We start from the raw sequence: 25,283 nt of genomic DNA, 5'->3' as shown, positions 1-25,283 counted from the left end.
ACATCGACGTGGTCGCGGAGGTCGCGATGACCGAGGTGCAAAGGACCTATCCGCTCGGTGTCAGCCGGCCAGACCTCGCGGTGGCCGATCTGCCGACGCCGGAGGAAGTGTTCAACGTCCGCAAGATCGGCGCCCGTGAGCTGGTCATGTACGCGATCGGGCCCAGCCTGATCGCGCTCGGCGTCTCGATCGGCAGTGGGGAGTGGCTGCTCGGGCCGCAGGCCGTCGGGCAATACGGCTTCGTCGGGATCGGCTGGGTGATCACCATCTCGGCGGTGCTCCAGACGTTCTACAACGTCGAGTGCGCCCGCTACATCGTCGCGACCGGCGAGACGGACACCGTCGGGTGGGGCCGGGTGCCGCCCGGCAAGCTGTTCTGGGTCCCGGTCTCGGTGTTCATCGTCATCTTCGCGTTCATCGCGGGCGGGTGGGCCGCCTCGGCGGGGCAGGGCATGTTCGCGCTCGTCAACGGCCGGGTCGCCGAGGCGGGCGAGATGCAGCAGACCCGCTGGTACGCGATCGGGCTGCTCGTCATCGTCTTCCTGATCACCGTGTCGGCCCAGCGGATCAGCAGGGCGCTCGAGCTGTCGAACTGGGTGATGGTCGGTGCGATCCTCGGGATCCTGATCATCGTGGACCTGCTCGTCGTGCCGGCGAGCGTCTGGTGGGAGGGCATCCGAGGGCTCGTCACGCCTGCCGCCCCACCGGCCGGCATCAGCGCCACCCAGCTCGGAGCGCTCGCCGGGTTCACCGCGATGGCGTCGGGGTTGAACTGGTACCTGATGAGCCACTACCGCGACAAGGGCTACGGCATGGGGCACCGCGCCGGGTTCATAGCAGGCCTGCGCGGCAACCAGCAGGAGCTGCTGTCCGTCGGCGTCACGTTCCCGGACGACGAGCGGAATACCGGTGTGTGGCGGCGGTGGTACCGCCTGCTGCTGGTGGACATGTGGGGAGTGTTCTTCGTGGGCGCGATCCTCGGCATGCTGTTGCCGACCGTGCTCATGTCACACGCGGTGGCGCTGTCGGGCGAGCGGCCCACCACGGCCAACGTGCCCACGTTCGTCGCCAGCGCGCTGGCGCCGGAGTACGGCCAGGGGATGTTCTACCTGATGCTGCTGATGGGTGTGCTGGTCCTGTTCTCCACGCAGCTGGGCATCTTCGAGGCGCTGGTCCGGGTGGTCACCGACGGCGCACCCGCGGTGAGCCCGCGCCTGCGCGCGCTGATCGAGAGCGACCCGCGCCGCTTCTACTACCCCTTCATGATCGCGCTGTTGATCGCGATCGCGATCATCATCCACCTGGCGCTGCCCGTCGCGCTCGTGCAGTTCTCGGCGAACATGTCGAACCTGGGTGCGCTGATCTTCCCGTTCCTGCTGATGTACCTGAACAGCAGGCTGCCGCGAGCGGCCCGGCCACGGCCGTGGCACTACGTGCTGCTGGTGCTCAACTTCCTGTTCTTCGGCTTCTTCTTCGTCAACTTCGTCGCCGACTTCGTGGGGGACCCGCTGATCACCTTCTGAAACCCGCTCAGTGGCCGCTGCCCGTCTGCGTGAGGGCAGCGGCAAGGCCGAGCGCCACAGCCATCAGCGTGACCTCGTACCCCGCCCACAGCAGCAGCGGCATGCGGCTCGCCGCCATCCGGCGGCGGGTGAGCCAGCCGAGCCAGCCGATCACACCGAGGGCCGCGGTCTTCGCCACCAGCAGCTGCGCCGTGCCGGTGGCCAGGTAGAGCTGCACGGCGGCCTCCCACCGGACGTGCGCAAGCGCGGGCGGCAGCCGGACCGCTGCCGTGAGGACGCCGGTGGCCGCCACCGCGGCGATGCACACCGCGGCCAGCCGCGAGAAGCGGGGCAGCACCGCGACCAGCAGGCCGCGCCGGGGCGCGACCAGCACCAGGATCGCGCCGAGGCCGCCGACCCACGCGGCGGCGGCCGCCACGTGGATCCCGACGCCGACGACGGCGACCACCTGGTAGGCGTGCACGGCCCCCGAGTGACCTGTGACGGCCGGCGTGATCATCGCGAACAGGGCGACCGCGAGCACCACCCGCGGCGGGAGCAGGCCCGGCCTGCGCGCCCTGACGACCGTGCAGCAGGCGACGAGCGCCGTGGCGCAGGCGACGAGCAGCATGCCCTGGCCCGCGCCGAGCCGGGTGGCCCATGTGACGAGCTCGTCCACCCCGAGCGTGCTGACGGGCCGGGCGAACGCGGCCGCGGCACCGAGGACGATCGCGAACAGGACGGCCACCAGCCACGCGCCCGCCGAGACGAGCGCAGCCCGCCTCGTCCGAGCGAGCACCGGTGCCGTCCTCCGGTCCCCCCGGGGGAGCAGCACCTCGAGCAGCGCGAGGCCGACGACCGCGACGCCGGCCACGTCCATCACCGTGCGGCTCACCGTGACCGCGATGGACGTGCTGCCGGGCGGCACGCCGTCGGCCGCCGCGGCCAGCAGCACCCCGGCGGCGGTGGCACCCAGCGCCACCGCCGCCCATCTGCCGACCGGGCCAACGGCGTCCCGCGGCCGGGTGGCGAGGGTGTTCAACACTGCAGCCCCTCGTTCAGGCAGTCGACGACTGCGTTCATCAGCTCGTCGGGCATGCCGTTGACGAAGTCGCCGTGGTCGGTGGCCGGATGGTGCTGCTGGTCGGGGAACCCGTCGAGCGCGAAGTTGCGCCCGCCCGGCTGGTCGTAGGCGAGGATCATCCGCAGCTGCGGCACCGCGACCGTGTCCTGCGGGCACGCGCCGGTGTCCTCGTCGGCGAAGGCGATGTGCGAGCGGTGGTCCTCCGAGTCGAGGTTCTCGCCGTCCCAGCAGGACGGGAAGTCGAGCACGCGCAACAGCCGGCTCCCCTCGGGGCACAGCGGGTATTGCGTGGTGGCGCGGTCCTCGAAGCCGCGGCACGTCCACTGCGCACGCACGTTGTCCGGGCCGTTGGTCACCGCCTTGGCGTCCCCGGTGATCACGCGCAGCAGCTGGGGCATGGGCGAGACGGGCTCCGTCGGGTTGCCGAGGAACTGCATGACGACCTGCGCAGGCTCGATGATCTCCCCGACGTTGCCGTCCAGACCACCGCCGTCGTCGTTGTCGTCCACACCGATCTGCCCGGTGTCGCGCAGCACGGGCCAGAAGAACGTGGAGCGGTTGTCCAGGTCGCAGGTCGTCTCCGAAACCAGCAGGTCACCGGCGTCCGTTGACGCGTCCGTTGCCGTGCTGCCGAGGTAGTCGTGCATGTGCTGGGCGCCGTTGACGGTGCCAGGGGCGACGATCCAGTTGTCGGAGTTGCGCAGCGCGGGATCCGGTGTGCCGCACTCGGCCACGAAGCTGCCGGTGGAGGCGTTCCCGTCCGGTGCCGGGTTGGAGACGAGCTGGTTGACCTCACCGATGTCGGCGAAGTCGGCGATGGCGGGCGGCGCGGCGTCCTCCCGCCCCGGAAAGTCGTCGTCGGCCGCGTTCTCGTTCTTCTCGTCGTCGTTCTCGTTGTTCTGGTTCTCGTTGTTCTGGTTGTTGTTCTGTTTGTTGTCGTTCTCCGCGTTCTGGTCGTCGCCACCATCCTGGTCGGCCTGGCGGGCGGCGAGCGACTGGCTCAGTGCCTCCCGGGCGTCGTTCTCCTCGCCTGCGCCGGCGTTCCCTGCCTTGTCGCCGTCCGCCTTGTCGTTGTCTGAGTCGCGGTTGCCACCGTCCTTGCCACCGTCCTCGTCGGACGGCTCGTCCTCCTTGGCGGCGACCAGTGCCATGACGTGGTCGGGGGCGGGGTCGAGCGCGGCGAACCCGGCGGCGACGGCCGTCGAGGTGGACGGCTGCGCGGGCGGGGACACGGCGCCCTCCAGCACGGGCGGCAGCGCCAGCACTCCGATCACGAGCAGGCCGAACACGGCAGGCCCTCCCGGGCGGCGCTGGCCGGCAGGCCTGCGTCGTTGCGGGTGGAGGCGCGGGGGCGCCGGGGGTCGTGGTGGTGGTGCGGGGAACGGCTGGGCAGGGGGGTAGGCGGGGGCGGCGCCTGCGGGGCGGGTGCGGGAGCGGTCGCGCAGCAGCATGTCGACCAGCGCGCCGCCACCGAGCACGGCGACGAACGCCAGCACGGCAGCGAGCCACGACGACACAGAGGCGTCGCGGATCGCGGCCAGCGCACCGAACGTCGCGCTCCCATCGGAGGGGCTCCCGTTCGCGGTGAGCACAGGTGCCGCGCCGCCGGTCCCGGCCGCGGCGGATGCGGCCGGGGCCGGGGCCGCCGCGGGACCGGGCGGTTCGGGTAGCGCCTCGAAGTCGACGAGACCGGTGCTCTCGAGGTACTCGTGGTGGCGGGTGACGAACTGGGCGGCTGTCGTCGCGAACTCGCGGACCAGCTCGTTACGGGTGCCCGAACGCACCTCGGCGATGACGGGGAGCACCTTGCCGTGCGCCTGGCGCAGCAGGTTCACCGCGGTGCGGTCGTACTCGGCGCCGGTCTGCGCGGAGATCTCCTCCATCCACCCCTGCTGCTGCGCCGAAGGCTGGCTCGGCAGGGTGACCCCGAGCTGGTCGGCGGTCCGGCGCACGATCTCGTCGAGATCGGTGTGCTCGACCGAGATGCGCCTGCCCACGTCGCGCACCACCGAGTTGGTGGCCCGCTGCTCCATCTGCTGCCCGGTGGGGGTCTCCCACAGCCCGGCCTGGCGCACCTTCACCAGCAGGTCGATGTCGGACGCGGTGAGCGGGCCGAACTCGGTGCGGGTGGTGGTACCCACGCTGGACTGCTGGTCCACCGCGACGCCGTCGCCGCCGGTGCCCCCCGAGTTGAACACCGCGACCGTCACGATGACGGCCAGCACGAGTGCGCCGGCCCAGCGCGCGGCCCTCGAGACAGGTGATCGCACGGCCCCGTCCTTAGAACTGTTCGATGTGGATCCGGTGCTCGGGCACTCCGAGCTCCAGCAGGCTGCGTGTCACGGTGGTGACGAAGCCGGGTGGCCCGCACACGAAGTAGTCGAGCGCCGACCGCCGTCCGGCGTGCGGTAGGACCGCGCGCAGCAGCGGGGTGCCGACGTCGCCCGCGGCACCGGTCCAGCCCGGTGGGGGATGGCGCACGACCTCGACGACGGTGAGGTCGAGCCGGCGGGCCATGTGGCCGAGCTCGTGGCGGAACAGCAGCTCGCGTGGCGTCCCCGCGGCCCTGAGCAGCAGCAGCGGGCGCGGGTCGTGCCGGTCGGCGAGCGTGCGCACCATGGAGAGCATCGGGGTGATCCCGACCCCCGCGGCGATCATGGCGACGCCCGACGCCGGCTGGAGGAGCAGGTCGAGGCTGCACGAGCCGTATGGCCCGTCGACCCACACCGGTGTGCCGGGCGGCAGGTTCCGCAGCAGGGTGCCGAAATCACCCGTGGAGCGCACCGTGAACGCGCACCCGCCACCCGCAGCCGATGAGGCGATGGTGAACGGGTGCTCCTCGCCGCCCGACTTGGCGAGGCGCAGCCATGCGAACTGGCCGGGGGCGAACCGCAGCGGCGCCCCTCGCGGGTCGAGCACCAGGGTGCAGACGCTGTCGGAGTCGAGCCGGACCTCCCGCACGACGTGCTCGCTGGAGCGCTGTGCCGCCAGCACCCGGTGCGCAAGGCCCGCGGCGAGCACCACGGCCAGCGCCACCAGCACCCATCGCATCACCGGGTGTGCGACGAGCTCCCCGACCAGCTGCACGTGCAGCGCCGAGAGCGCGACCGCCGCCACGCTCAGCACCAGGTGCGCCCAGCGCCACAGCTCGTACTCCTGGCGCACCCGCCGCCGGAGCACCCCGAGCGCGATCACACCGCCGAGCGCGACCGTGGCCACGGTGGCGGCCCGTGCGCGCGGCGGCGCGTAGATCCAGGTCAGCAGGTCGACGTTGTCGAGGTCGGCGGCGATGACGACGGCGATGTGCAGCACGACGCTCGTCGTGGCCAGCACCCCCATGCTGCGGTGGGCCGACAGCAGCGCGGTGATCCCGGCCGCTCGCGACAGCGCCCGCAGCCGGCAGACCAGCACGAACGTACAGACCATCGCCGAGAGTGCCACGAGGCCGGTGAGGTCGGTCAGCATCGACCACAGCGGGGCGGGACCGCCGACGAGCACCCGGATGGCGAGCGGCGCCAGCAGCACGACGGCAAGCCCGGCGAGCCACCGGCGTACGAGCCGCGCCGAACCGCGCGCGGCTGCCACCGATCCCGGCCCCGCCTGCATCTCCAAGGAGCTGGTCACGTGTGACTCCCGCGCAGCGAACGCGCCGCTCGCTCGCCACGGCCGGTGTCAGTAGCCATCGGAGGAGCCGCCCGTGTTCTCCCTGCCAGGCGCTGTGGACTGGTGCTGCTGGGAGCCGCCGTTGTGGTCACCGCTCGAGCTGCCGCCGCGCTGGGATCCGCTGGAGGGCTCCGACGAGCGCGACCGGCTCGACTCGCCGCCGTTGCCCTCGACGATCAGCGTGCCGGTCATCTCCGGGTGGAGCGTGCAGCTGAACTCGTAGCGCCCCGGCGTGTTCGGTGCGGTGAAGGTGGCCGTCTCGTCCTGGTTCAGGTTGGAGGTCTTGAAGCCCCCGTCGGCCGCGGTGACGTTGTGCGGCGCCGCGTCGGTGTTCACGACCTCGACCGTTGCGCCGGGCGCGACCGTGAGGGGCTGCCCGAACGCGAAGCCCTTGATCGTGATCGTGACTTCACCGGACTGGCCGGCCGATGCGGGCTCGGACTGCTCGCAGCCGCCGTTCGACTCCCCGTTGCTCTTGTTGTCGTCCTTGTTGTTGCTGCTGTTGTCGCCGTTCCCGTTGCCGTTCCCGTTGCCGTTCCCGTTGCCGTTGTCGCAGCCGGAGTTCTCGGCTCCATCGCCGAGTTCCTCCGCGGATATGCCGAGCGCGTCGAGCAGGCCTTGCAGGGCGCCGATGATCTCTTCCCGGTCGGCGTCCTCCCCGGCGGCGGCGTTTCCACCCCCACCAGCGTCGCCGTCGTCGTTCTCGGGAGGGCCGCCGTCGGAGGCCAGCACCGCCCCTGACGACGAGACCGGCGCCGGTGTGGCAGCCGGTGCCGCCGGGCCGTGCTCGCCGGTGACCATGACGAGGAACACCACGGCGGCGGCGAGCGCGGCCGCAGCGATCCACCTCCGGCTCTTCATCGGATCCATCGGTATCGCCGTCCTCGTACGTCGGTTGGTTCCTGCGTCGTCGGGATGTGAGGGTCAGCCGGGGCCGTGAGCCGGCATCGCGAACGGGGGCGCCGGTGCCGTGGGGGACGGGGCGCCGAAGCCGTCCGCGACGTGCGCCGCGAGGAGGTACCAGGCGTCGCGCGTGGGGCCCCGCCACAGCGCGGGGTCGATCCGGCCGCCGGTGGAGAGGTGCGGGTCGGGCGGGACGTCGACCACCGCGCGGCAGCGGGTGGCGAAGTGGGACCGGATGAGGGCGCGATCGACGTCCGGGCTGTTCCGGTCGCCGCAGAGCACGACGATGGACTGCTCGGCCGCCACCCGGTAGCCCTCGTCGGCCAGGAACGACAGGGTGCGGCTGGCCCGGTTGGCGCCGTCGACCGTGGGCGAGCCGACGACGACGAGGCTGTCGGCGGTGGCGAGCGTCGCCTCCATCGCCGAGTGCACCATGCCGGTGCCCGAGTCGGTGATGATCACGTTGTAGAAGCGCTCGAGCAGCGAGGTGACGTCCAGGTACTCCTCCGCGCTGAAGGCTTCGCCCATCGCGGGCTCCTGCTCGCTGCCGAGCACGTGCAACCGGCCCGCGCTGCGGATGTACCGGGTGAGTTCGGCGACCGATGCCAGGTTCGGCATGTCCTCGTAGAGGTCGCGCACGGTGGGACCGCCGGGCCCGGTGAGCCGCTCGGACAGGGTGCCCGCGTCGGGGTTGGCGTCGAGTGCCACCACCCGGTCGCCGCGCAGCTCGGCGAGCACGAGCCCGAGGCAGGCGGCCACCGTGGTCTTCCCGACCCCGCCCTTGACCGAGACGACGGCGACCCTGTGCGGTGCGGGCAGCGGGCGCCGGATGCGGTGGACCAGCTCCACCCGTGCGGCCTCGTGGGGACTCTGCCCCGGGTTGATGCGGCCACCGGAGGCCGCGTACAGCGCGAGCCGCCACCCCTCGGTGGGTGTGGCCCGGTGGTGGCGCACCAACGTCTCGTCGGTGAGGACGGTGTCGCTCGCCACGTCGATCTCGGCGCCGGGGAGGAAGCCCGTCGACGGTTGGTAGGGCTGGGCGGGCGCGAGCCGGCTCCAGTCGGGAACCGCGGGGCCGGGCGGGATCACGGGGATCGGTTCCGTGGGCGGGTCGTCCCACTCGTGGGTGGCGGGGCCCGATCGCCACGGCGTGTCGGCCCAGCTCGCCTGGCGGCTCGGGCGGACCGGTGCCTCGCCGAGCGGCGCCTCTGCGGGCCGGCCGTAGTGGTATCCGTGTGATCGGACGCTCACGGTGGAACCACCCCGTCCCGCACCTCGGACGGCAACGGGGGCACCACAATGACCGCGCCGATGTCCACCCGCCACTGGTCGGTGATCTCCCGCACCGGGACGAGCAGCTCGTACCAGTACGAGTCGAGGCCAACCCAGTCCGGATCGGCAGGGGCGGGAGCGGCGGCCGGGTAGGGGAGCACGTCGGTGCTCTTCCGGACGCAGCTGGGCGTCATCGTCAACCTGCGGAACGGCGTGACCCGAACCCGGACGTGAACCAGCAACCGGTCCTCCGACAGGGCGACGACGGCGCCGGGAAGGGCCAGCTCACCGCGCTGCCGCCCACTGCCCGCCCAGCCCGTGGCCGCGAGCCGCTCCTCCCGCACCGGCTGCGCGACGTACGACGCGAGCGCGCGGCCCCGCCGGCCGGGATCGCTCTCGTCCCATGACAGGAAGTCGACGCCGAACGCCGCGGCCAGCGCGCCCGCGTCGGCCCGGCGGGCGGGGAGGGCAGCGGGGGCCGGGGTTGCGGCGTGCGGATGGCCGATCGCGGCGAGGTCGGCGTGCGCCCGGTCAGTGGCCGGACCGGGACGAGGCGAGGGCGCCGGGCGCAGGTGCGGCGAGGCTGGTGATTCCGCGATGCGAGTGCGGGCCCGGCGGGCCGCCGGGGGGCGCCGCCACGGCGGCCGGGGCGCGCCGCCGTCGCCGGTCATTCGGCGGTCCGCTCGCCGCGCTCGAGCGCGGCCGCGATACCCGATTCATCGCGCTCCACCCGGGAGCTCGACCGGTCGGAGCCTGCTCGATCGCGATCCGATCCCCTGGCGAGGACGTCTTCCAGGTCGCTGGAGCGGTTCGTGCCGCTGTCGTTGGCGCGGTCGGCACTGTTGTCGTTGGCACTGTTGTCGTTGGCACTGTTGTCGTTGGCACTGTTGTCGTTGGCGCTGTTGTCGTTGGCGCTGTTGTCGTTGGCGCCGTTGCTGTTCGCGCGGTCGCCGTTCGTGCCGTTGCCGTTCGTGGCACCGTCCTGCTCGGCAGCCTGCTCGTCGCATGCCAGGTTCTCGTCCTGGTTGCGGTCGAGCCGGTCGTCGTTCTGCCGGCCGTTGCCGCCACGGTTGTCGTCGAGATCGTTGTTGCCTTGCCGGTCCTGCCCGTTCCGGTCGTTGCCGAGCTGGTCGTCGTCGCGCTGACCGAGCTGGTCGTCGAGGCGGTTCCGGTCGCGCTGGTCGGCCTGGCTCGACCGGTCGTCGAGGCCGGTGTCGTCGAGGCCGGTGTCGTCGGGGCGGGATGCCGCGGTCTCCTGGCGAGCCCCGCCTGTGGCGCTCGGCTCGAAGCCCGCGTCGGCGAGCGCGGCGGCGAGCCGCTGGGACGTGGGGTCGTCGCTCTCGGCAACGACGTCGGCGAGCTCTTGGGCGAGCACCTCCGCGAGGGCCGAAGACGAGTCGGCGCTCGTGTCGACGCCGGTGCCGGCGATGATCTCGGCGAGGTCCTCGATGAGCTGCTCGGACAGCGCCGACGAACCGGTGCCTGTGTCCTGCGCGGTGTCGAGGCCGACGTCGGTATCGGCCCGCTGCCGGGCCGACGCCCCGCTCCCGGACCGCTCCTCATCGGGAGCGGCGATGCAGCGGGCGGTGGACGCCGTGGCGTCCGGGGGCGCGCTGAGCGCCGCCGGTCCGGCGGCGGCGCCCGCCGCCGTCAGCAGTGCGATGACGAAGCTGCCTGCATCCATTCCGCTGGCCTCACAACTTGAAGTGACTTCTCGGTTCGGTGTGGAACCGTGGCAGCCCTGGAAGTCACTCGCGGGCGAACGCGGAAAAACGTGTGCAGGTGTGAACGCAGCAAGCGCCCCCGGCTAGAGCAGGAGGTCGGCGAGATCCGCGGGGGCGGGACGGCCCTCTGCGTCGAGGCCGCGGCCGCTGTAGTAGCCCGCGACCATCGTGCGGAGCCGCTCGGCGGTGAGGGTGGCGGTGCGGCCGGAGCCCAGCAGCAGCGGGGTGTCGAGCATCCGGCGGGGCAGCACGTCGTCGGCGGCAGTGGCGCCCTCGCGGGCGTTGAACGCGCGCTTGGCCAGCACGATCCGGCGGGCCGCCGCGCGCAGTTCGTCGGCGGTGACGTCCCAGCCGGTGACCGGGCGCAGCAGCGTCGCCCACTCGTCGAACGGCTCGGTGAAGATCCCGCGCAGGAACTTGCAGAGGATCATCGAGTCCATAACGGCGGCGCGATCCTCGGTGCCGATGGCGGCCGCGACGTGCGCCGGGCCGCCGGAGAGGCGGTCGAGCTCGCCGGAGAGGTCGGCCTCGTAGGCGCCGGAGCGGTTGTGGTCGGCGCCGCGGGCGTTGACGGCGAGGCCCAGCGCCATCGACTGCAGCGACCGCGGCTCGTACCCGGGCAGTTCGAGGCCCTTGACCTGCGGCGCGAAGTCGATGGAGCCGTGCCCGACCACCTCGGCGGCGGCTCGTGAGCCGAGGGCGAGCAGCTCGCCGAGGCCGGGTTCGCGGGAGCCGATCAGGTCGAGGGTGCGCAGCAGCGCGGCGCCGTCGCCGAACTTCAGCCACGGCTCGTCGATCAGCCCGCGCTCGACGCACTCCATAGCCCATGCGATCGTGCCGCCCGCCGAAATCGTGTCGAGGCCGAGCTCGTCGCAGCGGGCGCTCGCGGCGAACACGTCGTCCGGGTCGGAGACACCGCACAGCGGGCCGAGCGCGAACACGTTCTCGTACTCCATGCGCTGGGAGCCGCCGCCCTTGCGCGAGTAGATGTGCTCGCAGCCGATCGAGCAGGACGCGCAGCTGTTGCGGGCCACGCCGCGCAGCTCGTGCAGCTCCTCGGCGGCCAGCCGCGGCGCTTCGGCGAACGTGGCGGCGGTGAAGTTGCGGGTCGGCAGCGTGGAGACGGCGTTGAACGCGAGCAGGTTGGCCAGCGTGCCGAGCTCGCGGTACTTGGCCGTCGCCGGGCCGAAGCTGCGTTGCCGCAGGTCCTTGGCCGCCGCGAGCACGGCGGCCGGGTCGGCGACCTCGACCTTGGTGCTCGCGCGCACGAGCACCGCCTTGAGGTTCTTCGCCCCGAGCACGGCGCCGAGCCCACCGCGCCCGGCGTGCCGCCCGTCGTGGCTGATCGTGGCGTAGCGGACGCCCCGCTCGCCCGCGGGGCCGATCGCCGCGGTGCGCCACCCGCGGCCGAACCGCTCCTTCACCGCCGCCTCCGCGGCGGCCGCGGACATCCCGGCCAGCTCGGGTGCCGGCTCGAGCCGCACTCCCGACCCGTCGACCAGCAGCACCGACAGCTCCGCGGCCCGCCCGCGCACGACGATCGCGTCGTGGCCCGTCAGCTTGCCCGCGATCGCGAACTGGGACGACGCGAGCGCGTCGGTGAGCAGCCCGGTGAGCGGTGACTTCGCCAGCACCGCGAACTTCGCGCTCGTCGTCAGTGGCGTGCCGACGAGCGGGGAGAAGACGAACGCCAGCGGCGCCTCTGGGGCGAGGGGATCGACCCGGGCGGGGACGAGGCGGTGCAGCAGCCACGTGCCGAGCCCGACTCCACCGAGGTAGGCGCGCAGCACGCGCTCGGGCAGGTCGAGCACGGCGCCGGTGGCCGACGTGGCGGAGACGTCGACGACCAACGCGCGCCCGGAGTAGCCGCCTGCCGTCATGCTGCCGACTGTAAGCGCATGGGGGCCTTGATCGTCGGGGTCGGGACCTGACGCTCGAATATGGGCGCCAGGTCCCGACCGCGCTGATCAACCACCCGCATCCGCCGAAAGGAAGGCCACGGAGTCTCCGGCAACCAGCGGCGTCTCGGGGTCTCGCGTGATCTGGTCGCCGTTGAGCGCGGCCACGACGTGCCGGTCGAGCTCCAGCCCGACGGCGGCAGCCGCAGCCTGCAGCGTGGCGGCCCGCACGACCCCGGGCGCGGCCCCGCCGCGGCGGGCGAGCGCCCCGAACCGCTGGACCGTGACCTCAGGGGCCGGGCGCTCCCTGGCCGCGCGGTACTCGGCGGGCTCGTTCACGTTGACGACGGAGTCCAGGTCGGGGTCGACGGCACGCAGCCGCGGCTCGGCGAGGAGCTCCGCGTCGTCGGTGCGGCGGGTGCGGCAGCGCTCGAACAGCTGCCCGAGCTTGAGCTGACGATCGTCGGCCATCTGGGCGAGCACGGGCGCGAGCGCCGTGCTGTACGCGGTGGCGAGCGGCTGGCGGTGGCCGCGGGCGTGCGGGAGTACGGCGTCGCCGTCGAGCAGGTCGAGCACCCGCCGGATGTAGGCCGGGTGCAGGAACGGCAGGTCGGTCGAGCAGACGAACGCCGCGTCCGCCCGGTCACCGATCGCGGCGAGGCCCGCGGCGATCCCCTGCACCGGGCCGAGTCCTTCGACCGGGTCGTCCACGAACTCGACGGCGTCCGGGAGCGGGGGCAGCGGTTGACCTGGCGCGCGGACCACCACGACGGGCCCGTCGACGGTGCGGGCGACGATTCCGGTGGTGCGGCGCAGGAGCGTGGACCCGTGCCATTCGAGGGTGGCCTTCGCCGTCCCCATCCGGGACGAGAGCCCGCCCGCGAGAACGATGCCTGCGGTTCGCGGCGTCACCAGGCTGATCGTAGACACGGCGGACACGGGTCGGCGGTGTCTGGGACGCTGGTGTCCGTGACGACGAGCGAGCCTCCCGAGCGGGGCCGTGGCACCGCGATCGGCGAGGGCATCACGTGGACCGCCCGCTGGAGCCTCCGGATGATCCTCGTCTCCGCGGGTGCCGTGCTGGTCTGGCTGCTGATCGGTGCGCTGTGGTCGATCGTGATGCCGGTGTTCCTCGCGGTGATCCTGGCCACGGTGCTCTGGCCGCCCACCGCGTTCCTACGGCGGCACCGCTTCCCGCCCGCACTGGCCGCGGCCACGGTCGTGCTCGCCGGGATCGTCGTGTTCGCCGGGCTCATCGCGCTGATCAGCGCGTCCGTGTCGGGCAGCATCCCGCAGATCGCCGCGAGCGCGTCGAACGGCATCCAGGCCATTCAGGAGTGGCTGTCCGGCCCGCCGCTCAACCTCGCGCAGAGCCAGCTCGACGCGGCCGTGCAGACAGCGGCGGACCAGCTGCAGCTGGGTGTCTCGACGGTCACCACCAGCGTGCTCACCGGCGTCGGCGGCGTGGCATCCGGGGTGGTCACCGCGCTGCTCACGCTCGTGCTCGCGTTCCTCTTCGTGAAGGACGGGCCGCGGTTCCTGCCGTGGCTGCGGTCCGTCGCGGGCCCCGGAGCGGGCGGGCACATGGCCGAGGTGCTGCGCCGGATCTGGACCACGCTCGGCGACTTCATCCGCGTGCAGGCGCTCGTGGCGCTCGTCGACGGCGTGCTCATCGGGTTGGGGCTCGTGGTGCTCGGCGTGCCGCTGGCGATCCCGCTCGCCGTTCTCACGTTCCTCGGCGGGTTCGTGCCGATCGTCGGCGCGCTGGTGGCCGGCGTCCTGTCGGTGCTGGTCGCGCTGGTGAGCAACGGGTTCACCACCGCGCTGATCGTGCTGGCGATCATCGTCCTGGTGCAGCAGCTGGAGGGCAACGTCCTGCAGCCGTACCTGCAGGGCCGCAGCCTGCGGTTGCACGCAGCTGTGGTGCTGCTCGCCGTCACCGCCGGTAGCACGCTGTACGGGATCGCGGGCGCGTTCCTCTCGGTGCCGGTCGTTGCCGCGGGTTCGGTGGTGGTGCGCTACCTGGGGGAGCGGATCGACGCCCGCGCGGCCGGTGGGCCCGCGCCGCGCGTCGACCCGCCGCTGGAGACCGTGCAGGTGGTCGACGGCGTGCCCGGTGCCCCGACGCCGGACGCCACCGCGCCCGACCGGGACCTCCCGGATCGGCGCGACCTCGACGTCCCCGAACCGGAGCTCCCCGAGGTGCACCGCGGTGGGAGCTCCGGCGGGGCATGAGGGAGGATTGCGCACCGTGCGCGTCTACCTGGGGTCCGACCACGCAGGCTTCGAGCTCAAGGCGCACCTGGTCGCACACCTGACCGGGCTGGGCCACGAGGCGATCGACGTCGGTCCGGCCGTCTACGACGCGGAAGACGACTACCCGCCGTTCTGCGTCGAGGCGGCACGGCGCACGCTCGCCGACCCGGGGAGCCTCGGCGTCGTCCTCGGTGGCTCCGGCAACGGCGAGCAGATCGCGGCCAACAAGGTGCCCGGCATCCGGTGCGCGCTCGCGTGGAGCGTCGAGACCGCCACGCTTGGCCGCCAGCACAACGACGCGCAGGTCGTCGCGCTCGGGGCCCGGATGCACACCCTCGACGAGGCCGCCGAGATCGTCGCCGCGTTCGTCGCCACGCCCTTCTCCGGACAGGAGCGCCACCAGCGGCGGATCGACCTGCTCAGCGAGTACGAGCGCACCGGCGTGCCGCCCGCGCTGCCGCCCGAGCAGATCCCGGCGCCGACCACGACCACCTGATGCCAGAAGGCCACACCCTCCACCGGCTCGCCGACCTGCACCAGCGCCGCTACGCCGGGCACCCGGTCGCCGTGTCCAGCCCGCAGGGGCGCTTCGCGGCCAGCGCCGCGCTCGTCAACGGTCGCGTGCTGGAGCGCACCGACGCGCACGGCAAGCACCTGTTCCACCACTACGGCCCCGACCTCGTGGTGCACGTCCACCTCGGCCTCTACGGCACGTTCGGTGAGGCGCCGCTGCCGGCCGCGGAGCCGGTGGGACAGGTGCGGATGCGGATGGTGGGTGCCACCCACTACACCGACCTGCGTGGCGCAACGGCCTGCGAGCTCGTCACCGACGCCGAGGCCGCCGCGGTGCACGCCCGCCTCGGCGAGGACCCGTTGCGCGCCGACGCCGACCCAGACCGCGCATGGGCCCGGATCTCGCGCTCGCGCGCGCCGCTCGCGACGCTGCTCATGGACCAGACGGTGATCGCGGGCGTTGGCAACGTCTACCGGGCCGAACTGCTGTTCCGACACCGGATCGACCCCCAGCTGCCGGGCCGCTCACTGCGCCGAGCGCGCTGGGAGGCGATGTGGGGCGACCTCGTCGCCTTGATGCGCGAGGGTGTGCGGACCGGCCGGATCGACACCGTCGCTCCCGAGCACGACCCGGAGCGGACGGGCCGAGCACCGCGTCAGGACCGGCACGGCGGCGAGGTCTACGCGTACCGCCGCGCCGGGCTGCCGTGCCTCGTATGCGGCACACCGATCGCGCACGCCGCGCACGCTGCCCGCAACCTGTTCTGGTGCCCGAAGTGCCAGCGGGTCAGCCGAGCACGACGGGCAGCGCGACCAGCCCGTTGATGATCAGCCCCGGGTTGCGGGCCGGTTCGGCCGCCGGGTCGGCGAGCCGCAGCCCGGGGAAGCGCGCGAAGAGCGTGCCCAGCGCGATCCGTCCCTCCAGGCGGGCGAGCGGGGCTCCGAGGCAGTGGTGCAGCCCGTGGCCGAACGCCATGTGGGAGTTCGAGGTCCGGGTGATGTCGAGCCGGTCCGGTGCGGGGAAGCGCGCCTGGTCGCGGTTGGCGGCGAGCAGGGCGGGCAGCACGACGTCGCCCGCCGGGATCGTCACTCCGCCCACCTCGATCGGCGCCGCAGCGACCGCCGGGACCGTCACCTGCACCGGTCCGTCGTAGCGCAGCAGCTCCTCGACGGCTGCCGGCAGCCGTTCCGGTTCGGCCCGCAGCAGCGCGAGCTGGTCGGGGTGGCGCAGCAGGGCGTACACACCGGAGACGATCAGGTTGACGGTGGTCTCGTGCCCGGCGACGAGCAGTAGGAACACCATCGACGTGAGCTCGTCCTGCGAGAGCCGGTCGCCGTCCTCGTGCACCGCGATGAGGGCCGACAGCAGGTCGTCACTCGGGTCGGCGCGCTTGGCGGCGATCAGCTCGCGCACGTAGCCGACCATGTTCCGGGCCGCGTCGACGTAGACGTCGGCCGGGTGCACGGCGCCGTTGACGGCGATCGACGACCAGCGCCGGAACTCGGCGCGGTCACCCGGCGGGATACCCAGCAGCTCGGTGATCACGGTGATCGGCAGCGGGAACCCGAAGCCGTCCACGAGATCGACGGGGCCGCCGGTGCCCGCGGCCGCCAGTTCGTCGAGGAGCCCGTCGGTGATCTCCTGCACGCGCGGGGCCAGCGCCTCGACCCGCCGGACGGTGAACGCGGCCGTCACCAGCCTGCGCAGCCGGGTGTGGTCGGGCGGGTTCGTGCTGAGCAGGTGCGTGTTCATCGCGGCGTTCAGGTCCGGCGGCATCGTGTCCATGTGGGGACCGCCGACGGTCTTGACCACCGCGGGGTGCGCGAGCAGCTCGCGGACCTCCGCGTACCCGGTGACCAGCCACGCCGGGACGCCGGTGAACAGCATGACCTTCTGCACCGGGCCGGTGGTCGCGAGCTCGGCGAACGCGGCGTGCCGCGCCGTGCCGGTGGTCTCGGTGAACGGCGACGGCGTGGTCGATGTGGTCACCGTCCCGACGCTAGCGGCCCCGGAGCGTCAGCAAAGTGGATTTGCTGACGTTCCGCTGAGAGGACCGCCGCGAGCGCCGCCGGTGTGGTGACCATCGGGTCGTGGCCGGTCTCGAGCTCGTCGAACCGCCACGCGGGATCGGTGCGCGCCGCATCGGCGAAGCCGGCGAAGCTGTCCCCACCGGGCTTCACCGTGCAGTGGATGTAGTGGCGGGGCAGCTCGGGCACCGGGTCGAGGGGCAGCGGGTCACGCACCGCCCCGACCGGGAACGGCCGCAGCCTGGGGCGCACCCAGTCCCGGTCGGCGGCGGCGGTGAGGGCCCAGCCGTCCATCGCGGCCTCCCAGTCGAGCACGATCCGCCCCGACCCGTCGACGAGCCCGAGGAATCGCTCGCGCAGCACGGCAGGCAGCAGGTCGAACACGGACTGCCCTGGCGCAGGCACGAAGGCGTCGAGGTACACCAGCTCGCGGAGCCGCTCCGGGCACCGCTGCGCGACCCCCGTGATCACGGCACCGCCCGAGCTGTGCCCGACGAGGACGACGTCGCGCAGGTCGTCGAGCTCGAGCACGGCGACGACGTCCGCCACGTGGTCGGCGAGCCCGGTGTCGGGGCGGGCGAGGTGCGCGCGGTCGCCGCCGCCGGTCAGCGTCGGGCAGTGCACGTCGTGGCCGGTGAGCAGCGGCGTCACCCGCCGCCAGCACCATGCGCCGTGCCAACCGCCGTGCACCAGTACGAATGTGGTCATCGGGGCAGTTGTCATCGAAGCCTCACAGGGAGTTCGGCGAGTCCGTTCATCATGAGTCCGGGGGTCCTGGTGATCTCCGCCGCGGGCACCGCGAGCCGCAGCCGCGGGAACCGTGTGACGAGGCCGCCGATCGCGATGCGACCCTCCAGCCGGGCGAGCGGCGCGCCGAGGCAGTGGTGCACCCCGTGCCCGAAGGCGAGGTGCCCGAGCGACTGGGTGCGGGTGAGGTCGAGCCGGTCGGGACGGGGGAGCCGATCGGGGTCCCGGTTGGCCGCGAGCAGCGCCACCACCACGTTCGCCCCTTCCGGGATCGTGGTGCCGGCGATCTCCACCGGCTCCGTCGCGATGGCGGGGATGGCGCTCTGGAGAGGGCCGTCGAAGCGCAGCAGCTCCTCGACGGCCGCGGGCAGCCGTTCGGGTTCGGCACGCAGCAGCGCGAGCTGGTCGGGATGGGTGAGCAGGGCCAGCACGCCGTTGCCGATCAGGTTCACCGTCGTCTCGTGGCCGGCGAGCAGGAGCAGGTAGACCATCGAGGTCAGCTCGTCCTCCGTCAGCCGGTCCTCGCCGTCACGCGCGGCGACGAGTGCGGAGAGCAGGTCGTCGGTAGGCCGCCTGCGCTTCTCGGCGAGCAGCTCCCGCACGTACGCGACGAGCGCGGTGGCCGCGGCCGAGTAGGCCTCGATGCCCGCCATGTTCCCGCCGACGACGAGCGGGGCCGTCCATTCCCGGAACAGGTGGTGGTCGGTGTCCGGCACGCCGAGCAGGCGGCAGATCACCGCGATCGGCAGCGGGTAGGCGAAGGCCGTGATCAGGTCTGCCTCGTCCCGATCCGCGAGCCCGTCGAGCAGGTCGTCGGCCAGCTGCTGGATGCCAGGGGCGAGCGCCTCGGTGCGGCGGCGGGTGAACGCCGCCGACACGAGCTTGCGCAGGCGGGTGTGGTCGGGCGGGTCCATGGCGAGCATGTGGTGGTTGATGGCCGCCGCGATGACGGGCGGGAGCTCGTCGGCGTACGGCGCCCTGCTGGGCCCACCCTTGCTGAGGCCCGGGTGGGTGAGCGCGACGCGGGCGGCGTCGTGGCTCGTCACCAGCCACCCCTTGACACCGCTGGGCAGCCGGACCTGATGCACAGGCCCGCGTGCGGCGAGCGCTGCGTACGCCGCGTGGCGCGCGCCGTCCGCGGTTGCGGTGTACGGGTCGAACGTGGCGTGCATAGGCCCATCACACGACCTCGGAGCGTCGCCGGCATCGGTAGCCGCTACCCACTTTCGTACCGTTCCCGGCATGACGATCTCGCCGCCCGTGCTCGGCAGGCGCGCGCTGAACCGCGCCTTCCTCGAGCGCCAGCTGCTGCGCAGGGCCGACCTGGCCGTGCCGGACGCGGTCGCCCACCTGGTGGGTGTCCAGGCGCAGGTGCCCAACGCGCCGTACCTAGTGCCCCGGCAAGGAAGGTTCGCCACGTAACTCGACGGCCCAGCTCCCCGCTGGCCGCACCGGCGAACCGGCCGAGTACGCCCGGTACGAGGCCGGCCCGCCGGCGCACCCAGCGGAAACCTGGATCCGCCGATTTACGCACCAACCTTCCTTGCCGGGGCACTAGGGCTCTGGTCGCGGGTGGCCGGATTCGACCCGCACGACCTCGCGCGACGCGTGGCCGAGCTCTCGCTGGTGCGGATGCCATCGCTGCGCGCCACCATCCACCTCACGACCGTCGAGGATGCCCTCGCGCTCCCGCCGATCGTGGCTCCGCTGCACCGGCGGGTGTTCAAGGGCAGCGAGTACGGGCGCGACCTGGCAGGCCTCGACCTCGACGAGGTCGTCGCCGCAGGGGTCGAGCTGCTGCGCGACCGGCCCCTGACCGTCACCGAGCTGGGCCGCGAGCTCGCGGGGCGCTATCCGGACCGGAAGCCGACCCCGCTCGGCGCCGCCGTGCAGTACGGCGCTCCGCTCCTCCAGCTACCGCCCCGTGGGGTGTGGGGCGAGACCGGTCGGGCCCGGCTCGCGGAACTGGGCCGGACGCTCGGCAGACCCGTCGGCACCGACACGTCTGCCGACTGGCTCGTGCTGCGCTACCTGCGCGCGTTCGGCCCGGCGAGCACCGCCGACGTCCGCGCGTTCACCGGCGTCGGCGGCATCCGTGAGGTGGTGGAACGCCTCGATCTGCGCCGGTTCGTCGACGAGCGCGGCCGCACGCTGTACGACGTGCCCGACGGGCCGCTGCCCGACCCGGACACGCCCGCGCCCCCGCGGTTCCTCGGCGAGTTCGACAACGCGCTGCTCGGCCACGACGCCCGCACCCGCGTCCTCGACACCGAGCACCGCTCGCACGTGCTGCTCAAGCCGGTGCGCCCGCTCCTGGTGGACGGGATGGCCGCCGGGCTGTGGACGTCGGGGCCCGATGGGTTGGTCGTGCGCCCGCTCGCACCGCTCGCCGACGCGGACGCGGCCGAGGTGGTGGCCGAGGGCGAGCGGATGCTGGCCGCCCTCTGGCCGGAGGCCGAGCGCACGGTGCGCGTCGAGCAGCCGTAACTCAGAAGTCGCCGAACCCGCCGTCAAAACCGCCGCCGGCGTCGAACCCGCCACCGTCGACCCCACCGGGATCACCCATGTCGGCGCCGACGTCACCCTGCGCGTCGTCGGCTCCTCCGTCGGCGGACGCCGCGCCGTCGGCGAACCCGTCGGAGTAGGCCACGCCGGACATGCCGGAGAACATCGCGCTGAACAGCAGGACCGACCCGATACCCCATGCTCCCGCGACGAGGGCGGGCTTCCACCACGGCTCGGAGTACCAGCCCTGCGGGACCGGCCGCCCGGCCACGACGCCACCGGGGTAGTAGTGCTGGTTGCGGCCCGAAGGCGTGGGCGATGCGCTGTAGGCGTGGCCCTCCACCTCGACCTCGCGCTCCTCGCTGACGGCGCCCGCCCGCTGCTGGCCGGGAAGCGGGGGCAGCTCGGGGCCGGGGTCGATGCCCATCGCGGTGCGGGCGGCGCGCACGTAGTAGAGACCCTCGCGGGCGGTCTCGGTGACCTGCTGTGCCTGGGCTGTACTGCGCGCCTGCTCCATCTGGGAGCCGGCAGCGTTGTAGCGTTCCGCCGCGTCGGCGAGCGCCTGCTTGGACGCGTCGTCCGTGCCGACGAGGTTGAGCACCTGGCCGCCCAGCCGCTCCACCCACCGTCGTGCTTCGGACTTGGCGTCCTCCAGCTCGCGGGACTTGGCCGCGTTGCGCTGGCGAATCAACCACGCGACGCCGACCACGATCAGAGCGAGGACCACGATGGTCAGGAGCACGTCCATCTCGAACCACTTCCTCTGCAGCCGTCACATCGTCCAACGCAGGTCAGACCGGCCTCGTTCCAATAGGCTGCCCAGCCGTGGCCGACTCCAAGCCGATCGAGTGCTGGATGACCGATATGGACGGTGTCCTCGTGCACGAGGGACGCCTGATCCCTGGCGCCGACGAGTTCATCACCCGCCTGCGCGACACCGGCAGGCCGTTCCTCGTGCTCACCAACAACTCGATCTACACACCGCGAGACCTTCAGTTCCGCCTGCGGACGACTGGTATCGACCTACCCGTGGAGTCGATCTGGACGTCGGCGCTCGCCACCGCGAGCTTCCTCGATGACCAGCGGCCGCAGGGCAGCGCCTACGTGGTGGGCGAGGCCGGACTCACCACGGCCCTGCACGAGATCGGTTACGTGCTCACCGACAACGCGCCCGACTACGTCGTGCTGGGGGAGACGCGCACCTACAGCTTCGAGGCGGTGACCACGGCGGTCCGGCTGATCAAGGGCGGCGCGCGGTGGGTGGCCACGAACCCGGACCCGACCGGGCCGTCGGTGGACGGGGTCCTGCCGGCGACCGGCGCCGTGGCCGCGCTGATCAGCCGGGCCACCGGGGTGGAGCCCTACTTCATCGGCAAGCCGAACTCGCTCATGATGCGGGCGGCGCTGAACCGGCTGGAGGCCCATTCCGAGACGACGGTGATGATCGGCGATCGGATGGACACCGACATCATCGCCGGCCTCGAGGCCGGCATGCGCACGGTGCTGGTGCTGACCGGCATCACCCAGGCAGAGGAGGTCGACCGCTACCCGTACCGACCCAACCGGGTGGTGGCCTCGATCGCCGACCTCGTCAGCGAGGTCTGAGAGGCCAAGATGACCCTCTGGCCGGATCCGCACCACGCGGGCACGTCGGTGCGGATCCGGGGCCGGTGAGGAGGGGTTCTCCGGCCGGGCGCGGCGCCGGGGACGCGCGCGGGCCCTGCGCTCCGCGCGGGGCCCGTGGTCAACCCCACCCCCGCGGATCCACTCGCGACGCGCCGCGCCCGTGTTACTCCGCGGTCCGCGCGGCGGCGCGTCACGGGAAATGACAGTGGTGTCATTTAGCATCGAGCCATGAACACGACGATCACGACCGGATGGTGGGTGTGCACCGGGTGCGGCGTCGAGGCCGAGCTGCCGGTCACGGCGACGGCCGGTTGCGAGGTGCCCTGCCCCGACTGCAGGGAGCCGATGAGCGAGAGCTGGCGGTGGGAGGCCGTGGCCGCGTAGGTCACACCCGGGCCAGGTCGAGCTCGTAGTCCTGCCCCACCAGGTCCACGCCGAAGCTGCGGTGTGGCTCCTCGGCCACGAGCCGGAAGCCTTCGGCGAGGTATATCCGGCGGGCCGCGACGAGCACGTCGTTCGTCCAGAGCCGCATACGCTCGTAGCCCGCCTCGCGGGCGAAGGCCACGCAGGTGTCCACGAGCCGCGTGCCGACGCCGTGGCCGCGGGCGTCCGGGTGCACGAGCAGGATCCGCAGCTTGGCCGTGCCCGGTTCGTCGTCCGCCACGCAGAAGACGCACCCCACGCGCCTGCCGTCGAGCTCGGCGATCCACGCCCGCTCGCGCGCGGGGTCGTTGCCCTCCCCGAACTCGGCCACGATCCGGGCTACGAGCGCCTCGAACGAGCCGTCCCAGCCGAACTCCGCCGCGTACTGCTCGCCGTGCGCGAGCACCACCCAGCCGAGGTCTCCCGGCTGTCCCAGCTCGCGGATCTGCACATCGCCCATCGCTACCCTCCATGGACTGAAACAAGTGTTTCAGTGCAGACTGTCGCCATGAGCGCCGATCCGCAAGTTCCTTCCGCCCGCCGGGAGGAGCTGCTGGAGCTGGCGTACGCCTACGTGCTCCGCAACGGCATGGCCGCGATGTCGCTGCGCCCGCTCGCGGAGGCCGTCGGGTCGAGCCCGCGCGTGCTGCTGTACCTGTTCGGTTCCAAGGACGGGCTGGTGCGGGCGCTGCTGGGGCGGTCGCGCACCGAGGAGCTCGCGCTGCTCGCGCGGGTGCGGGCGGAGGGAGGAGGTCCGGCGGAGGTCATCGAGGGGCTATGGGGGTGGCTCGCCGCACCGCAGCGGCGCGACCTGCTGCGGCTGTGGGCGGAGGGCTACGCCCGCTCGCTCGTGGAGCCGGACGGGCCGTGGGCCGGCTTCGCCGCGCAGGGCGTGCAGGACTGGATCGAGGTGCTCGGTGGGGTGCTCGGCCCGAAGGGCGACCCGACCGAGGTGCTCGCGACCCTGCGCGGCGCACTGCTGGACCTGCTCGCCACGGGCGATGTGGAGCGCACGACCGTAGCCGTGCGGCGCACGCTAGCGAGGATGTGATCTTCCGACGAACGGCGCGTCGGTCGGATAGGTTCCGACGAACGCGCCGTTCGTCGGAACGGCTGGGGGCTCGAGGAACGGGTCCAGCAGTCCGGGGACGGCGGTCACCGCGAGGGCGAGCCCGTCGTCCGACCCCGCGTCGGGCACCGCGTACGCGCCCGCGCCCGCTGCCGTCGTCGCGAGCACCGTGACCAAGCCCGCACGCCGCTGGAATACCGACTGCCGGAACGTCCAGCCGATGATGCCGCCACGCTGCAGCGCCACCGTCGCCCGGCGGAGGCTGCCGCTGCGGGTCACCAGGTACCGCTCGCCGAGCCCGTGGCCGAGGCCGCGGTACTCGTCCACGGCCAGTACCGCGGCGAGCGGCACGAGCACGAGCGCGCTGATCCAGGCGATGTGCAGCAGCACGTCGGTGAGCAGCGCGCCGAGTAGTACCAGCCCCGCCTCGATCGCGACGACGGTGCCGAGCGCCCACCGCAGCCGCCTGCCGCGCGCGGCAAGGGGATGTCCGGTCAGGTGGACCGCGTCGAGCGGGGACTCGGGTTCGCGCAGCACGTCGGCCGCGACCCGCCGGGCGATCCCGACCGGGGCTGCGGGCAGCAGGGTGCGACGGTCGGACTTGTCGTCGTCGCTCTTCGCGCCCGCCATGCCGGTGGCCACCGCGTCGACCCGGGCCGCTCCCGAGAGGCGCACGCCGAGCGGCTCGACGAGCTCGACGCCGCGCAGCCGCGCCTCCTCGATCGAGATCGAGCGGGTGGTGAAAAGGCCCCGGCGCACCCGCAGCGTGCCCGGCTCGCGTTCCAGGCGGTAATGCCACCACATCTCGACCCAGAGCCCGAGCGAGGCGACCGCGCCGACGACGAGCGCCGCCGCGGCGAGGGCCGCGATCATCGCCACGACGGGGACGCCGCGGAACAGGCTCCCGACCCAGTCGATCACGGCGGACTGGAGGCCGAACCACTCCGACACCTGGAGCACACCGCCGAACGCGCTCGCGCCGAGTACGGGCGCGAGGAACGACACCGGCGCGTACCGGATCCAGCCCGGATCGAACCCGGCGAGCGCGCCGTCCGTCGCCGCCGGCGGGTGCGCCCGGTCCAGCAGCTCGCGCCGCAACGCGTCGCCGACAGCGGCCGGCACGGGCCGGAGCACCACCGACCCCTCACCCGCCCCGGACTGCTCGCCGGTTCCGATCCGCACGGCCACGAGCCCGAACACGCGCAGCAGGGGATCGGCCGTGATGTCGACGGCGCGGATGCGGTCGCGCTGCAGCGACCGGTGCTTGCTGACCAGGATGCCGGTGCGCAGTTCGACCCGGCCATGGGTCAGCCGGTAGCGCGTGCGGCGCCAGCGGACGTAGTCGACGGCGCTGCCGCCCGCCACGAGCAGTGCTGCTGCCGGCAGCAGCCAGAGCAGGGCCGTGCCGGCCGACGTGCCGCGAGCTATGCCGATGCCGGTCGGCACGCCCGCGGCGACCGACACGCCCACCATGACGAGCGCGGTGACCGCGACCGTGCGCCGGTCCAGCGACGTCCAGCCGGTCACGTCGCGTCCCCGGCAGTGGCCTGCGTGGAGGCGGTGAGGCGTTCGGCGAGGTCGGCGGCCACTTCGTGGTCGAGTCCCTCGATCTTCAGCGCCCCCTTCGCCGACGCCGTCGTGACGGTGACGGTCGCGAGCCCGAAGCGCTGTTCCAGTGGGCCGCGCTGGGTGTCGACGGTCTGGATCCGCGACATCGGCGCCACGCGCCACTCCTGCCAGAAATAGCCGGAGCGGGTGTAGACGGCGGCGTCGGTGACCTCCCACCGGTGCAGGCGGTACCACCAGCGCGGCAGCGCAACCGTCAGCGGCAGCCCGGCGATCACGATGATCACGGCGGGCAGCAGCAGCCAGAACCGCGCAGGCGGGATCAGGAACCCGAGCACTACGAGAACCACGACCGGCGCGCCGAAGAGCAGCGCGAGCGTGGTGCGCCACCAGCCGACCGCCCGCGGGTCGACCGGGTTGCGCGGTGGCCGGAGCCGGAGCTCTCCCACCCGTTCCGTTGTCGTCATGTCTCCCCCTTTTGCAATGCGATCGCATTGTAATCTG

At 72.9% G+C, this 25,283-nt stretch carries 25 protein-coding genes; 9 read left to right on the top strand and 16 right to left on the bottom strand.

All coding sequences use genetic code 11. From position 1 onward, the window contains the following. The first annotated feature begins 26 nt into the window (after nucleotides 1-26). A complete protein-coding gene (locus K1T35_RS38240) occupies nucleotides 27-1,523 on the top strand; it encodes an Nramp family divalent metal transporter (protein WP_220256576.1) in 1,497 nt (498 codons plus the stop codon). A 7-nt stretch (nucleotides 1,524-1,530) separates the two neighbouring features. Here the strand turns inward: K1T35_RS38240 and K1T35_RS38235 are convergent, their stop codons facing one another. The 9 genes from K1T35_RS38235 to K1T35_RS38195 form a co-directional block, all read right to left on the bottom strand. Then, the gene (locus K1T35_RS38235) at nucleotides 1,531-2,547 is read right to left on the bottom strand and encodes a CopD family protein (RefSeq protein ID WP_220256575.1); all 1,017 of its coding nucleotides are present in this window, start codon (nucleotides 2,545-2,547) and stop codon (nucleotides 1,531-1,533) included. Beyond that, entirely contained in the window at nucleotides 2,541-4,856 is a 2,316-nt protein-coding gene (locus K1T35_RS38230; protein ID WP_220256574.1) for a DUF1996 domain-containing protein, read from the bottom strand. The genes K1T35_RS38235 and K1T35_RS38230 overlap by 7 nt, the downstream gene beginning before the upstream one ends. Nucleotides 4,857-4,866: 10 nt before the next feature. After that, complete coding sequence (locus K1T35_RS38225) at nucleotides 4,867-6,210, bottom strand: ferric reductase-like transmembrane domain-containing protein (protein WP_220256573.1); 1,344 nt, start codon at nucleotides 6,208-6,210, stop codon at nucleotides 4,867-4,869. 48 nt (nucleotides 6,211-6,258) lie between these two features. Beyond that, nucleotides 6,259-7,110, bottom strand: coding sequence for a cupredoxin domain-containing protein (locus K1T35_RS38220; protein ID WP_220256572.1), 852 nt, complete (start codon nucleotides 7,108-7,110; stop codon nucleotides 6,259-6,261). Nucleotides 7,111-7,173: 63 nt separating this feature from the next. Beyond that, a complete protein-coding gene (locus K1T35_RS38215) occupies nucleotides 7,174-8,403 on the bottom strand; it encodes a MinD/ParA family protein (RefSeq protein ID WP_255621184.1) in 1,230 nt (409 codons plus the stop codon). After that, nucleotides 8,400-9,095: a hypothetical protein gene (locus K1T35_RS38210; protein ID WP_220256571.1), complete on the bottom strand. Its 696-nt coding sequence runs from the start codon at nucleotides 9,093-9,095 to the stop codon at nucleotides 8,400-8,402. Before K1T35_RS38210 ends, K1T35_RS38215 begins: the two co-directional genes overlap by 4 nt. Beyond that, a complete protein-coding gene (locus K1T35_RS38205; protein ID WP_220256570.1) occupies nucleotides 9,092-10,108 on the bottom strand; it encodes a hypothetical protein in 1,017 nt (338 codons plus the stop codon). Before K1T35_RS38205 ends, K1T35_RS38210 begins: the two co-directional genes overlap by 4 nt. Nucleotides 10,109-10,231: 123 nt before the next feature. Further along, the gene (locus tag K1T35_RS38200) at nucleotides 10,232-12,028 is read right to left on the bottom strand and encodes an aldehyde ferredoxin oxidoreductase family protein (protein ID WP_220256569.1); all 1,797 of its coding nucleotides are present in this window, start codon (nucleotides 12,026-12,028) and stop codon (nucleotides 10,232-10,234) included. Nucleotides 12,029-12,115: 87 nt separating this feature from the next. Continuing rightward, on the bottom strand, nucleotides 12,116-12,958 hold the full coding sequence (locus tag K1T35_RS38195; protein ID WP_220256568.1) for an NTP transferase domain-containing protein: 843 nt from the start codon (nucleotides 12,956-12,958) through the stop codon (nucleotides 12,116-12,118). Between the two features lie 57 nt (nucleotides 12,959-13,015). Here K1T35_RS38195 and K1T35_RS38190 point away from each other — a divergent pair, with 57 nt between their 5' ends. The 3 genes from K1T35_RS38190 to K1T35_RS38180 are packed head-to-tail and all read left to right on the top strand — an operon-like array spanning nucleotide 13,016 to nucleotide 15,640. After that, a complete protein-coding gene (locus K1T35_RS38190) occupies nucleotides 13,016-14,281 on the top strand; it encodes an AI-2E family transporter (RefSeq protein WP_255621183.1) in 1,266 nt (421 codons plus the stop codon). Between the two features lie 16 nt (nucleotides 14,282-14,297). Further along, nucleotides 14,298-14,798, top strand: a complete 501-nt coding sequence (locus K1T35_RS38185) for a ribose-5-phosphate isomerase (RefSeq protein WP_220256567.1) — start codon at nucleotides 14,298-14,300, stop codon at nucleotides 14,796-14,798. Next, the gene (locus tag K1T35_RS38180) at nucleotides 14,798-15,640 is read left to right on the top strand and encodes an Fpg/Nei family DNA glycosylase (RefSeq protein WP_220256566.1); all 843 of its coding nucleotides are present in this window, start codon (nucleotides 14,798-14,800) and stop codon (nucleotides 15,638-15,640) included. Before K1T35_RS38185 ends, K1T35_RS38180 begins: the two co-directional genes overlap by 1 nt. Here K1T35_RS38180 and K1T35_RS38175 read toward each other — a convergent pair. The 3 genes from K1T35_RS38175 to K1T35_RS38165 are packed head-to-tail and all read right to left on the bottom strand — an operon-like array spanning nucleotide 15,603 to nucleotide 18,762. Then, the gene (locus K1T35_RS38175) at nucleotides 15,603-16,805 is read right to left on the bottom strand and encodes a cytochrome P450 (protein ID WP_255621182.1); all 1,203 of its coding nucleotides are present in this window, start codon (nucleotides 16,803-16,805) and stop codon (nucleotides 15,603-15,605) included. The two genes, K1T35_RS38180 and K1T35_RS38175, sit on opposite strands and share 38 nt — an antisense overlap. After that, a complete protein-coding gene (locus K1T35_RS38170) occupies nucleotides 16,802-17,551 on the bottom strand; it encodes an alpha/beta fold hydrolase (protein WP_220256565.1) in 750 nt (249 codons plus the stop codon). Before K1T35_RS38170 ends, K1T35_RS38175 begins: the two co-directional genes overlap by 4 nt. Nucleotides 17,552-17,562: 11 nt before the next feature. Then, complete coding sequence (locus K1T35_RS38165; protein ID WP_220256564.1) at nucleotides 17,563-18,762, bottom strand: cytochrome P450; 1,200 nt, start codon at nucleotides 18,760-18,762, stop codon at nucleotides 17,563-17,565. Between the two features lie 70 nt (nucleotides 18,763-18,832). Here K1T35_RS38165 and K1T35_RS38160 point away from each other — a divergent pair, with 70 nt between their 5' ends. Beyond that, nucleotides 18,833-19,012 carry a hypothetical protein gene (locus K1T35_RS38160; protein ID WP_220256563.1) on the top strand — a complete coding sequence of 60 codons (180 nt, stop codon included), beginning with the start codon at nucleotides 18,833-18,835 and terminating at the stop codon, nucleotides 19,010-19,012. 90 nt (nucleotides 19,013-19,102) lie between these two features. Continuing rightward, nucleotides 19,103-20,077, top strand: a complete 975-nt coding sequence (locus K1T35_RS38155) for a winged helix DNA-binding domain-containing protein (protein WP_370645534.1) — start codon at nucleotides 19,103-19,105, stop codon at nucleotides 20,075-20,077. A 1-nt stretch (nucleotide 20,078) separates the two neighbouring features. Here the strand turns inward: K1T35_RS38155 and K1T35_RS38150 are convergent, their stop codons facing one another. Then, a complete protein-coding gene (locus K1T35_RS38150) occupies nucleotides 20,079-20,843 on the bottom strand; it encodes a hypothetical protein (RefSeq protein ID WP_220256561.1) in 765 nt (254 codons plus the stop codon). Nucleotides 20,844-20,950: 107 nt separating this feature from the next. Here K1T35_RS38150 and K1T35_RS38145 point away from each other — a divergent pair, with 107 nt between their 5' ends. Together K1T35_RS38145 and K1T35_RS38140 are read left to right on the top strand one after the other, a co-directional pair. Continuing rightward, on the top strand, nucleotides 20,951-21,700 hold the full coding sequence (locus K1T35_RS38145; protein ID WP_370645533.1) for an HAD-IIA family hydrolase: 750 nt from the start codon (nucleotides 20,951-20,953) through the stop codon (nucleotides 21,698-21,700). Nucleotides 21,701-21,949: 249 nt separating this feature from the next. Beyond that, nucleotides 21,950-22,105, top strand: coding sequence for a hypothetical protein (locus K1T35_RS38140; protein WP_220256560.1), 156 nt, complete (start codon nucleotides 21,950-21,952; stop codon nucleotides 22,103-22,105). Between the two features lies 1 nt (nucleotide 22,106). On the opposite strand, the gene K1T35_RS38135 is transcribed toward K1T35_RS38140, so the two are convergent. Continuing rightward, the gene (locus K1T35_RS38135) at nucleotides 22,107-22,604 is read right to left on the bottom strand and encodes a GNAT family N-acetyltransferase (RefSeq protein WP_220256559.1); all 498 of its coding nucleotides are present in this window, start codon (nucleotides 22,602-22,604) and stop codon (nucleotides 22,107-22,109) included. A 48-nt stretch (nucleotides 22,605-22,652) separates the two neighbouring features. Here K1T35_RS38135 and K1T35_RS38130 point away from each other — a divergent pair, with 48 nt between their 5' ends. Next, nucleotides 22,653-23,195, top strand: a complete 543-nt coding sequence (locus K1T35_RS38130) for a TetR family transcriptional regulator (protein ID WP_220256558.1) — start codon at nucleotides 22,653-22,655, stop codon at nucleotides 23,193-23,195. Here the strand turns inward: K1T35_RS38130 and K1T35_RS38125 are convergent. After that, a complete protein-coding gene (locus K1T35_RS38125; protein WP_220263108.1) occupies nucleotides 23,181-24,686 on the bottom strand; it encodes a PH domain-containing protein in 1,506 nt (501 codons plus the stop codon). The two genes, K1T35_RS38130 and K1T35_RS38125, sit on opposite strands and share 15 nt — an antisense overlap. Before the next feature lie 50 nt (nucleotides 24,687-24,736). Continuing rightward, a complete protein-coding gene (locus K1T35_RS38120; protein ID WP_220256557.1) occupies nucleotides 24,737-25,246 on the bottom strand; it encodes a PH domain-containing protein in 510 nt (169 codons plus the stop codon). Nucleotides 25,247-25,283 lie beyond the last annotated feature (37 nt).

Origin of the sequence: Pseudonocardia sp. DSM 110487 (genome assembly GCF_019468565.1) — a bacterium.
Classification (GTDB): Bacteria; Actinomycetota; Actinomycetes; order Mycobacteriales; family Pseudonocardiaceae; genus Pseudonocardia.
The sequence above is the reverse complement of the archived record's forward strand: the minus strand, read 5'-3'. Positions and strand labels throughout refer to the sequence as shown.